Here is a 12,423-nt window from a genome sequence, read left to right on the forward strand (position 1 = left end):
AACTCCTGGCAGGCCTATTTATTAACAAAGAATGTATGTATTGGCCTTCAAATACACCAAACACAAAATTAATCCCGCCAATTGTACCTGATTTATGATTTCACTTGCTAGTTTATAGGTCTTAGTCTTTTGGATGATTTTTTGAGCTTTTTTCTATATTTCTACGCATAAAACACTGAAACCCACCCCACTATCGCTTTATTGAATAAAAAAATAAAATTCCATCATTTTTTTCAACATGGCTTTCATTTAATGTGGATTTCTGTGCAAAGCTGAATTGCTGAAATCCTTTATTTGTCGAGCCAGACAGCAAATTTTGACAATACTGGTAATTCAGAAATAATCCAATATCACACTCTAGGTGTTTTATAAATTTGGAGTAAAAACTACCAAGATGACGGAACCACTTTTAAACAAATTCTTTTTTTATTTACAACACTGCTACACGACTAAAATTACGCAAAGATCATGATTATGGTATTCCTATATCATCATGTAAAACAAATAATAAGGAGCAACCATATGAATTTAGAATTCACTCATAAACCAAATTATTACTTGTTTGCACAACTGCTCATTCGTCATATTGAAAACTATATTACAAAGCATCCTGATGCAAACAATGCGATATTTGATCTACGTGACGTCTATGAGTTATTCCGTCAGGATCGCGCTTCAACTACGACCAATTTAGACGGAATATTCAACATAGTAGATGACTATAAAGTGGAAACATTAAACGGAGACCAAAAATTAATTACAGGTCACTCTATTGATACTGTAAACAATTCGTTATTAATCGATTTCAATCAAGAAGCATTAGAAAGTCTCAAGAACGGTAAACAAATTATTGAACCAGACGCCAGCATTTTGGATTAAAACACTATAAATACAAGTAGATAAAAGCCCAGCTAAATCTCTTTAAGATCAATACTGGGCTTATCAATAATTTAAAAGTAAGAACTTAATTATCCAAACTTTCTTTGGACCCTAATTTCTTTTTATTCGTCTTCGCGAAACGCTTTGCAGGCCAACTCATGGTGAATCTAGCACCTTTTAAAGTTGGGCTCGCATCAACTTCTATACGTCCACCAAACCAATAAGCAATACGACTCACAATGGAAAGCCCCAAACCATAACCACCTGAGGCACGGGTACGGCTATCATCCAAACGAGCAAAAGCCTCAAAAATGCGTTTACGGTCATCTTCGGCAATACCAGGACCATCATCTTCAACGCAAACATAAGCCATGCCCGCATCGGTTATGCCACCACTGATCACAACCTTATGATCGCAGTAACGCACTGCATTTCCGACCAAGTTTTGCACCACACGATGTAGGTAACGGCGCTCTGCATCTGCAACAACAGTTGGTAAGGGAGCTTCTACAATAATTTCTTTTTGCGTTTTCAATGCTTCCGTTTCTGTAGCAACTTGCTCAAGCACTTCAGCCAACACAATTTTTTCAAAATCAAGTGAAGGTGTACCCTGCTCCAACTTGGCATAAGTCATGATTTCATCAATTAAAGTATTTAGTGCCTCAATATCTTTATCAATCATGTCGACTTGCTGTATGCGATACTCATAATCATCTTCCTCAGCCAGCATTTCCATACCGAATCGAATACGTGCCACAGGCGTTCTGAGCTCATGCGAAACTGCACGCATTAATTCTCGCTGTGCTTCAATCAAACGCTGAATATGGTCTGACATACTGTTATAGCTTGATGCCAAGCTTGCCATTTCGTCAGTACCATCAATCGGTAAGCGCAGACTCAAATCGCCGGATTTCATGCGATTTAATGCATAGTTCACTTCGCGAATCTTACGCTGCATAGGCAATATCAGACCATAAACGCCCAAGCTCAAGACAAATAAGCTGAGTAAAGTAATACCCGCTGCCAATTGGAATGGCATCCAATTAAACAAAGGCACTGGTCCCAGTACCAAAACCTCGGATGGCGTACTTGGAATAGGAGAAACAATCGAAATAGTTGTGCCGCGTACTGTGGCACTATCACGATATAAGATAATGCTATGATCTAAGCGTAAACGCCCAATTTGCTCTGAATCTAAAGGAAGATTTTGTACTTTCTCTATTTCAATTGGATAGGAAAAATGCTTCTGAATTTTCTCCAGATATTCTTTTTCCTGTCCTGGGTAGTACACCAGATAATCCAGAATAAAAATAGGTAGCGCTTTCATTTGACGCTCACCAATTTTATCTACCTTTACATATAGATAGTGATTGGTATCATTTTTTAAGCCGATAATAATATAAGCAATTGAGTTTTGCGCATCATAACGCACAGCAGCCTTTTGCTGACTAATACGTTTTTGTTCAGCTCGTGAAAGGTCAACCTTGTTAGCATCGACATAATAAATAGGCAATTCTAACAAGTCTGAAGCATCAGAAATCCAGTCTACCTTTTGTTGGACTGTCTGCTGACGCGCAATCCCCTCACTGATAATAAATGAAATACCATCAGTTAAAGACTCACGATATTCTTGCGCACGCTGGTAATTAATAATTTGCACCAGCAAATAAGCAAACAGCGCCACGATTGCAACCAGCACAACCAGACCTGCATAGATGCGCAAGAATATACTGTGTTTAAACACGAAAATGTCCTGTGTGAATCAAGAGTGATGTAAATTACATTCCGTTGGTTTCTTTAACAAAAAGATAGCCTTTACTACGCACAGTCTTAATTCGTTTCGGATTTTCTGGATCATCGCCAATTTTTGGACGAATACGCGAAATACGGACATCAATTGAACGGTCTTGACCATCGTATTCAATGCCACGTAGACGTTCAAAAATGTCTTCACGCGATAAAATACGTCCTGCATTTGAAGCCAACAACCAAAGCAAGTCATACTCAGCGCTGGTAAAATCGACCAATTCACCATTTAAGGTTACAGAACGACCACCGTTATCAATCACCAAATCGTCAAATTCGATGCGTTGTGCCACTTCATCTTCAGGCGCTTTGTCTGTACGACGCAACAATGCACGAATACGTGCAAGCAAAACACGTGGCTGAACAGGTTTAGCCACGTAGTCATCTGCACCCATTTCCAAGCCAAGCACCTGATCCATATCTTCAGTACGAGCGGTAAGCATTAAAATTGGTTGATGATAATGTGGACGCACTTCACGACAAATGGTTAAACCATCTGCACCAGGTAACATTACATCGAGCACCACTAAATCTGGTTGCTCAGCAATAATACGACGAATGGCACGGTTGCCATCTGGTTCTACCCCAACTTCCAATCCATTACGAATTAAATACTCTTGGGTTAAACGTGCAAGACGCTCATCATCTTCTACAATTAAAATTTTCGGTAACTTTTCTTCTTGGCTCATAAGCTGCCCCTTCAATAGGATGAAGCGTATCTTTTAAAAATCCGACAGATACGACGTAATATAATTTTGCAATATACACACGTTTACATTGTAAACAAGATGCTATTCACCAAACTGATACATCTAAGTAGCTTTTTGTAATATTTTTTAATCGTTGAATTAATTGGCTTTTTCAGTTTGTCATTTTTTGAACTCAATTCCACACATCTTATTACAAAATGGATAATTATTAATCAAATCAGGCAATTGATCATAAACTGTCTGATCAGTTTTATTCTTTTTTACTTATCCACAAGGTTATCTATAAGCAGATAAATAGAGCTTTGCTATGCTATGCCCTTGTCTAATAAGGCTTAAACCATAAGCATAAAAATAGGGAAATTTGAGCTAATTTTTTTTGACAGGAATCAGAAAAATTTTTAGCAAAATGTCAATATTGATCTACCCTCAATTTTCCCGTATCTTGTGTTCAATTCAATTTTAAACCACTAAGTCTTGTGTTTATTCCTCAAACACTGTGGCACACTTTTTGCCCAGTTCAAATGGTCCATAAACATAACAATAGATGACAATGGAGCTATGCTGACATGAGCGTAATCACATCCACCCCTGGGCAACTTCAGGTGATTAAACGAACTGGTGATGTTGCTGCTTTTGATGCCGAAAAAATTTCTGTCGCAATTGGTAAAGCCTTTTTAGCGGTAGAAGGACAACAAAGTGCCGACTCTAGCCGTATTCATGACCGCATTTCACAACTTACTGAAATGGTGATGAATACCTTTAACCGTCGTTTACCTTCTGGCGGTACAATCCATATTGAAGAAATCCAAGACCAAGTGGAATTGGCACTCATGCGTACTGGCGAACAGAAAGTTGCGCGTGCCTATGTGATTTATCGTGAACAACGTGCATCTGCTCGTCAGCAAACAGGTGCTCATCATCATCCGACCTTGCAAATCACTGCACAAGACGGCCAACTTAAGCCATTAGACTTGAGCGCGCTCCAAGCTAAAGTCAACAAAGCAGCTGAGGGTTTAGAAGGTATTGATGCGCAAGCCATTATCGATGAAACCATTAAAAACCTTTATAACGGTGTAAAAGAATCAGACATCTCGACTACGATGATGATGGCAACGCGTACCCGTATTGAGCAAGAACCAAACTACACTTACGTAACGGCTCGCCTACTTCGTGATGAGTTAGTTGCAACAGGTTTAACCTTCCTTGGCTTGTCTGAAGATACCGTTGAAGGTGATGCTCTAGAAACTTTCCTTAAAAAAGGTATTGAGCTAGACCTACTTTCACCAGAACTACTTAACTTTGACCTTGCAAAATTGGCTGCTGCGATTCAACCTGAACGCTCAAACCAATTTACATACTTAGGTCTACAAACTTTATTTGACCGTTATTTCATCCATTCAGATGGCGTACGTTTCGAATTACCACAATTATTCTTCATGCGTGTTTCGATGGGTCTTGCCCTTAACGAAGAAAACCGTGAAGAACGTGCAATCGAGTTCTACAACTTATTGTCAAGCTTCGATTACATGGCATCTACCCCGACGTTATTTAACTCAGGTACGTTACGTCCGCAGTTATCGAGCTGCTACTTAACCACGATTGATGATGACCTATATGACATTTATGGCGCGATGCGCGATAACGCAATGTTGTCTAAATGGGCTGGCGGTTTAGGTAACGACTGGACACCTGTTCGTGCTTTGAACTCGTATATCAAAGGTACAAATGGTAAGTCACAAGGTGTCGTTCCATTCCTTAAAGTGGCAAACGATACCGCGGTTGCAGTTAATCAAGGCGGTAAACGCAAAGGTGCAGTCTGTGCATACCTAGAAACTTGGCACTTGGACATCGAAGAATTCCTAGAGCTACGTAAAAACACAGGTGATGACCGTCGCCGTACACATGACATGAACACAGCAAACTGGGTTCCTGACTTGTTTATGCAACGTGTGTTTGAAGATGCTGAATGGACACTGTTTACACCGTCTGAAACACCAGACCTACACGACTTAACGGGTGCAGAATTCGCTGAGCGTTACGCACACTATGAAGCGATTGCAAAAGAAACAAATATGTTGCACAAGAAAATCCGTGCAAAAGATTTGTGGCGCAAAATGCTGTCGATGTTGTTTGAAACAGGTCACCCGTGGATCACATTCAAAGACGTATGTAACTTACGTTCACCACAACAACATGTGGGTGTAGTTCACTCTTCTAACTTGTGTACAGAAATTACCTTAAACACAAGCAAAGATGAAATTGCAGTATGTAACTTAGGTTCGATTAACCTTGTACAACACGTTCAAGGTGGTGTGTTAGACCGTGAAAAGCTTGCACGTACTGTGAAAACAGCAGTTCGTATGCTCGATAACGTGATCGACATTAACTACTACGCGGTCCCACAAGCTCGCAACTCAAACTTGAAGCACCGTCCTGTCGGTATGGGTATCATGGGCTTCCAAGATGCACTATACGAAATGCAACTGGCTTATGGTTCTGATGCAGCAGTAGAGTTTGCTGATGAGTCGATGGAAGTCATTAGCTACTATGCGATTCAAACATCAAGCGACCTTGCACTTGAACGCGGCACTTACGAAACATTTAAAGGTTCATTATGGGATCAAGGTATCTTACCAATTGACTCACTTGACCTCGTTGCAAAATCACGCCCTGAGCGCATGTTTGAAGTTGATCGCACACAGCGTTTGGACTGGGACACTTTACGTGCCAAAGTTCAAAAAGATGGTATGCGTAACTCAAATGTAATGGCGATTGCCCCAACAGCAACCATCTCTAACATTTGTGGTGTATCTCAATCGATTGAACCAACCTTCCAGAACTTGTATGTGAAATCTAACCTTTCAGGTGAATTCACTGTGATCAACCCGTACCTAGTACGTGCGTTGAAGGACCGTGGTCTTTGGGACTCTGTAATGGTCAATGATCTGAAACACTTTGAAGGTTCAGTTCAGAAAATTTCTCGTATCCCAGAAGAGCTTAAAGCAATCTTCGCAACTGCATTTGAAGTTGAGCCACGTTGGATTGTAGATGCTGCATCACGTCGTCAAAAATGGATCGATCAGGCACAGTCTTTAAACCTTTACATCTCTGGTGCGAATGGTAAGAAACTTGACATCACTTATAAGATGGCATGGTTACGTGGTTTAAAAACGACTTATTACCTCCGTGCACTAGGTGCAACTTCGGCTGAGAAATCAACTATTAACACAGGTGCATTAAATGCGGTTAAAGCAACTACAGTCGCAGCGCCTGTTGCAGCAGTAGCTGAAGAAAAGCCAGTTGCAGCGCCTGTAGCAGAAGATGAAGGTTTTGAACAAGCGGCACCAGTGCCAATGGCATGTTCAATTGACAATCCTGACTGTGAGGCTTGTCAGTAATCTGACAAGTTTCAAATCCCCTAACCTTCCTTTGAATATCTCGAAGTACACGGGATAAAAGTCCCTCTTTTTAAGGAGGGATTTAGGGGGATTAAAAACTTTGAAAGAAATTAAAAAAGGAAAAGACCATGCTCCATATGACTCATAACTATCTGTTAGGACTCGCGGTTTTGGTCTTTTCTTTTGTTTTCTTTTACGTGCCAATGGTCTACGCATTTGTAGCCATTCGCAATCAGCAGCGTAAGCAAAATAAGTAGTGGGGATACTTGCTCTACCGAACAAAATTAGAGCATTTATCGACAAAACTTAATTTTGCTTACACAAATTGAGCGTATAGTAGGACATCTTCTTGGTTGAGATGTCTTCATAAAAGATATAAAGCAACGAAGAGAGAATTGATATGTCTATCCTAAGTTGGGACGATTTAGAAGATGATTCGCAAAAACCGGCTGCACCTGAGCACAAGTCTGCGCCCGTCGAACCGCAAAAAGCGCCTGCTGCGCCGTTGGTATCTGATGCAGAGCAACCACAGAAGAATGTGGCAGCTCCACAATCCGCTGGAACCCGTTCAGTGCGATCAACAGATCCAGCCGATCCGTTGGCAAGAGCATCTAACGCTCTAGAAACTTTAGACGTTGCGCCTGGTCTTGAAGAGCTTGAGATGGGTGCTCAGCGTGTACAAGTTGATGATAAAGCTATGATTAACTGTCGTGCTGACTTGAACCAACTTGTACCATTCAAATACGAATGGGCTTGGCAGAAGTATCTAGACGGTTGTGCAAACCACTGGATGCCTCAAGAAGTCAACATGAACCATGACATCGCACTTTGGAAGTCTGAAAATGGCTTAACTGAAGATGAGCGTACCATTGTAATGCGTTCTTTAGGTTTCTTCTCGACTGCGGATTCATTGGTTGCAAACAACTTGGTATTGGCAATTTATCGTCACATTACCAACCCAGAATGCCGTCAATACATCTTACGTCAAGCCTTTGAAGAAGCGATTCATACTCATGCTTACCAATACTGTATCGAATCTTTAGGTATGGATGAAGGCGAAGTCTTCAACATGTACCGTGAGGTTCCATCTGTAGCACGTAAAGCAGCTTGGGGCTTAAAGTATACTCAATCTTTAAGTGATCCTTCTTTCAAAACTGGTACACCTGAAAACGACCAAATTTTGCTGCGCAACTTGATCGCGTTCTACTGCGTACTTGAAGGCATTTTCTTCTACTGTGGTTTCAGCCAAATTTTGTCGATGGGCCGTCGTAACAAGATGAATGGTGTTGCAGAGCAATTCCAATACATCTTGCGTGATGAATCGATGCACTTGAACTTTGGTATCGATATGATTAACCAAATCAAGATTGAAAACCCACATCTTTGGACAGCAGAATTCCAAGAAGAAATCATTCAGATGATTCTTGAAGGCACTATGCTTGAAATCGAATATGCTCGTGACACCATGCCACGTGGTGTATTGGGCATGAATGCTGCAATGATGGAAGAATACTTGAAATTTATCTGTAACCGTCGTTTAAGCCAGTTGGGCTTACCTGAACAATTTGCTGGTGTGAATAACCCATTCCAGTGGATGTCTGAAATGATGGACTTACGTAAAGAGAAGAATTTCTTTGAAACTCGCGTAACTGACTACCAAACAGGTGGTGCATTAAGCTGGTAAGTAAATATCCGAAAAAATCCCGCCTAGATGGCGGGATTTTTTATATTAAGTACTAACTCAAAAAAACAACTCAATAAAGAAAAACCTCCCCGATAAATCGGAGAGGTTCATGCAGTGATTCAAATCAAATAAGACGGTTTACTGATCAACTAAAGGACAATCACTCCCATACCATTTACAATATCATTGTCCACAAATACTGTGTTTGCACCGAGCGTATATTGCGTCATCGTTACACCATTAATGGTAGATTCTGCACCTTTAATCGCACCAATCATTTGCACCTGATCATGTGAATCCCCCAAAATTTGTAGTGTATTTGATCCAGTAACTTCCAGAACATCAGCGGCAGTCAACGTCAATTTCGAACCTTCTGAACCATTACCCAAATCGATACGCTCAATATTGGTAATATTATTCGATGTCGTTAAATCTAAGTCTATTCCACCCAATAACGTTAAAGTATCTGTACCCGCACCACCATCAATAGAAACAAAACCTGTTCCTGAAATAACGATTACGTCATTGCCATTACCTGCATTGAAGGTATCCGCACCATTCCCATCAATCAGTAGGTCATTGCCGTCACCACCATTTAAGGTATCATTTCCTGCCCCACCACGGATTAAGTCATTTCCAGAACTACCATTTAGCGTATCATCTCCATCGTAACCATAAAGACGCTCATGAATGGTGCCTGATGCACTATTATTTAATGTATCGTTTGCAGAAGTTCCTTGAATAATATCAGGATTACCTCCAGCCCCTAACAAGTTCTGTAGTACCTGAGCATTCAGTAATGATGAGAAACTGTCAGAATCTGTTGCACCGTAACTATCGGTTGCTGTCACAGTAAAACTACCCAAGGCACTCACATTCAAACCTGCAACCAAACTCAGTAAATTTACATCGGAATTGAGCTGAATCGTGGCTAATAATTCATTCACAGCTAAATTATCGATATTTCCACCATCTGCCGCTGTAATGGTTATTGTTGATGTTGCTCCTACAACACCCAATATCCCCGATGTATTGTTAATATGAATTTCGAGTCCCAAATCTGCTGCTAATTGAGCTGAAGCAGAGAAACTAAGACTTCCCAAATTCACTGTAAGTAGACCATTAAATTTTACTTCTACCGAACGCAAGTTTTGGTTTTGATCGACAGCAATAAAAGCCTGTTGATTCAAGTCAATGATGCCAAGCGCATCTACACCAATTAAGCCCAGTAAAGTCGCATCGGCAGCTTGTGCAATCGGTGCTACATTCGGTTGTGTTGAGGTAGATGGTGAAGTTGAGTCAAACGTGATATTGGTTGAAGCAGTATCACCATCATTATCTACTATCACCACATCAAAAGATGAGGAACCATTTAAATCCGTGTTCGTGGTTGCCTGATCTACCAAGAGGTTTCCATTTTTAAGTAAATTCGAAATAATCTCTTGCTGGGTGGTATAGCTACCCACTAAATCTACATTCGTAAATGTAATGTGCTTATCAGAAGTTGTGGTTGGTGTTGCAGCCGAAAGCGTACCCGCGGTATTGATATAAAGAATTGTATTGGTACCATCAAAGACAAAGTATAAATAATTTGCCAAGTTTCCAATACTTGTCCCTTTCGCCAATTCACCGACTAATAAGCCGCGTAAGTCGAGAATATCCCCTCCACCCGCAACAGGTTGTTTAGAAAAATCAGTAATGGTATCTACTGCTGGTGCCACAACAGTCCCCTGATCCCCTTTCTCCCAAAGGAAGGTGTCATTGCCTGAGCCACCCGTTAGAGTATCATTTCCTGTACCACCACTTAAAATGTCGTTACCAGCACCGCCATTTAAAGTATCGTTACCCGCCCCACCGCGAAGTAAATCATTCCCTTGGTTACCTGTTAAATTATCATTTCCAGCATAACCATATAAACGATCATCACCATTGGTTCCATTGAGTGTATTTATACCGCTTGTACCCTCTACCACACCTGCTGGGTCATTACTCGGATCTAATAGGCTTACACCAAGCAAATCGGTATAAGAAGTACTAGAAGTCACGGGTTGACTATCTGTTGCAGAAATAGAAATTGTCGGCACTATACCTAATGATACTAAATCTATACCATATTGATGAACGTAAACAGTTGCTAAAAACTCATTCAATTTTAAGTTATCAATTGGTCCCCCATCTAAGGATGTGATTGTCAATTTTGAATAAGATTGGGTTGTAACTAACAGTAAATTTACAATGTCATTCTCTTCTACAACCTTTATTCCAAACTCTGCTGCCATCTCAACAGACCAATCTAATTTATAGTAATTTAAGACCCCAATACTAATGGCAGCACCTGCGTTCACGACAACCGATTTAATATCGTTATTCGGATCAATTGCTGTTAAAAGTTGATTGGTACCAATACCAATCAAACCTAAAGCATCGGCATTCACAAGACCCAATAAGCTGGCAGATTTATTGATTCCCACAATTGGCGCTTGAGCTGTTTCCGTTATTGCTAATGAGGAATAACTATAATGCCCCGTCAACATATCTACGACCAGAACTTCACCCGTGCCTTTGTTGATAGTTAACTCATCATTTGCAGCATTAAAGCTATAAGTAATTGAACCTGCAGCTCCTGAAGCTGAAACTGAATCTGTTACAGGTGAATAGCTTAAGGTATAACCATCGACCGTGATACTTTGCACATGACCGTGATCTGCACCATAACTAACGACTAACTCTCCCTCTACTGTAGCAGGCTGAACATCAACATTATATGTAGTATTTGAAGCAGCGATTGGCGAATCATCTTCAACATTAATCATCAAAGTTGAATTGGTTGTTCCAACACCATCAGTAGAAGCTATGGTAAAACCAAGACCTAAAATGTTTTCAAGTGAAGCCATTGGGTGGTCTATCGGCTGTTTCAAGGTAAAGGTGTAAGCCCCTGAAGTTGAAAGTGTCAGTACCGCAACCTCTTTCCCTCCTGCTGTTCCCGTTAATGTATAAACGCCTGCCGTAATCGAACCATTCCAAGTCACTGGCTGCCCCTCAGACGTGATACCCGATGGACCAGTTACAGCCACATTAGTTAAATTACCAAGATTTAAAGTTCCTGATACCATTGTTGAATTTGTTGTATCCTCAGGGTTACCGACAGCATCAGCATTTGCTCCTGCCAAGCCTTCTTCTGAGACAGAGACGATCACGACATCGCCTTTGGCAGTATCGCTATCGATGGCCACATTTGTAGAAACATCAAAACCATAAGCAGTCACTACACTCCCATCTTTAACTGCATCTGGAGCAATCGTAACTACACCCGTAATCGAATTGATACTTACCCCTGTTGGCAATGGGGTTGGTATTGGATTTGCTGCCAAACTCCAAGTACCATCACCTGCTTGTGATGCAGATAAGACAACAAGAATATTTTCTTCATCAATATAATAAATTTCCTGCTCAACATTATCCGCACCCGGAGTTACAGTGACAGAACCATCATCCAATGCAACGACATCTGGCGCATCTGCAGTCGATGGTGTTGTATCATCTGGATATGTTGTACCACTGTCCTGAGCAGTATTGCCTAAAAGGTCTGTACCAATGGAAGTAACAAGACTGCCATCTTTTATTGCATCACGCCCGATACTGACTACACCCGTTGTACTATTAATACTGACATTCAATGGGGTTGTATCCAAACTCCAAGTTCCATCAGGTGCTTTAGTCGCAGTTAAAGTTACATCAACATCCAATTCATTCTTATAAGTGATGATCTGTTGAAGATTATCATCACCAGGAACAATACCCACTGAACCGCCCAATACTGCAATGACATCTGGCGCATCAGCTACAGTATCAATAACCACATCTTGATTACTAGTGGCGGTATTACCCGCAGTGTCAGTTACTGTCGCCACCACCGCATAGGTTGCATCGGCCAAGGTGGTACCCG

At 40.9% G+C, this 12,423-nt stretch carries 7 protein-coding genes; 4 read left to right on the plus strand and 3 right to left on the minus strand.

Annotated elements, in window-relative coordinates; translation table 11 throughout:
• Positions 1–522: 522 nt before the first annotated feature.
• The gene (locus tag F4W09_RS05970) at positions 523–879 is read left to right on the plus strand and encodes a hypothetical protein (RefSeq protein ID WP_104441043.1); all 357 of its coding nucleotides are present in this window, start codon (positions 523–525) and stop codon (positions 877–879) included.
• A gap of 85 nt (positions 880–964) precedes the next feature.
• On the opposite strand, the gene bfmS is transcribed toward F4W09_RS05970, so the two are convergent.
• Together bfmS and bfmR are read right to left on the minus strand one after the other, a co-directional pair.
• Positions 965–2,623, minus strand: coding sequence for a sensor histidine kinase BfmS (gene bfmS, locus F4W09_RS05975; RefSeq protein WP_151504305.1), 1,659 nt, complete (start codon positions 2,621–2,623; stop codon positions 965–967).
• A 34-nt stretch (positions 2,624–2,657) separates the two neighbouring features.
• Complete coding sequence (bfmR, locus tag F4W09_RS05980; RefSeq protein ID WP_016166031.1) at positions 2,658–3,374, minus strand: response regulator transcription factor BfmR; 717 nt, start codon at positions 3,372–3,374, stop codon at positions 2,658–2,660.
• Positions 3,375–3,961: 587 nt separating this feature from the next.
• Here bfmR and F4W09_RS05985 point away from each other — a divergent pair.
• The 3 genes from F4W09_RS05985 (at position 3,962) to F4W09_RS05995 (ending at position 8,477) form a co-directional block, all read left to right on the plus strand.
• On the plus strand, positions 3,962–6,793 hold the full coding sequence (locus tag F4W09_RS05985; RefSeq protein ID WP_044740955.1) for a ribonucleoside-diphosphate reductase subunit alpha: 2,832 nt from the start codon (positions 3,962–3,964) through the stop codon (positions 6,791–6,793).
• 128 nt (positions 6,794–6,921) lie between these two features.
• Positions 6,922–7,050, plus strand: coding sequence for a hypothetical protein (locus F4W09_RS05990; RefSeq protein WP_016166034.1), 129 nt, complete (start codon positions 6,922–6,924; stop codon positions 7,048–7,050).
• Between the two features lie 143 nt (positions 7,051–7,193).
• The gene (locus F4W09_RS05995; protein WP_016166035.1) at positions 7,194–8,477 is read left to right on the plus strand and encodes a ribonucleotide-diphosphate reductase subunit beta; all 1,284 of its coding nucleotides are present in this window, start codon (positions 7,194–7,196) and stop codon (positions 8,475–8,477) included.
• Between the two features lie 149 nt (positions 8,478–8,626).
• On the opposite strand, the gene F4W09_RS06000 is transcribed toward F4W09_RS05995, so the two are convergent.
• Positions 8,627–12,423 (minus strand): beta strand repeat-containing protein (locus F4W09_RS06000; protein WP_151504306.1); only part of this gene is annotated, 3,797 nt, incomplete at its 5' end.

Origin of the sequence: Acinetobacter tandoii (genome assembly GCF_008867985.1) — a bacterium.
Taxonomy (GTDB): Bacteria; Pseudomonadota; Gammaproteobacteria; order Pseudomonadales; family Moraxellaceae; genus Acinetobacter; species Acinetobacter tandoii.

Excerpts from the sequence above, each read along its gene's own strand:
- F4W09_RS05970 (WP_104441043.1), top strand. The coding sequence starts at position 523 with ATGAATTTAGAATTCACTCATAAACCAAATTATTACTTGTTTGCACAA.
- bfmR (WP_016166031.1), bottom strand. The coding sequence starts at position 3,374 with ATGAGCCAAGAAGAAAAGTTACCGAAAATTTTAATTGTAGAAGATGAT.
- F4W09_RS05985 (WP_044740955.1), top strand. The coding sequence starts at position 3,962 with ATGAGCGTAATCACATCCACCCCTGGGCAACTTCAGGTGATTAAACGA.
- F4W09_RS05990 (WP_016166034.1), top strand. The coding sequence starts at position 6,922 with ATGCTCCATATGACTCATAACTATCTGTTAGGACTCGCGGTTTTGGTC.
- F4W09_RS05995 (WP_016166035.1), top strand. The coding sequence starts at position 7,194 with ATGTCTATCCTAAGTTGGGACGATTTAGAAGATGATTCGCAAAAACCG.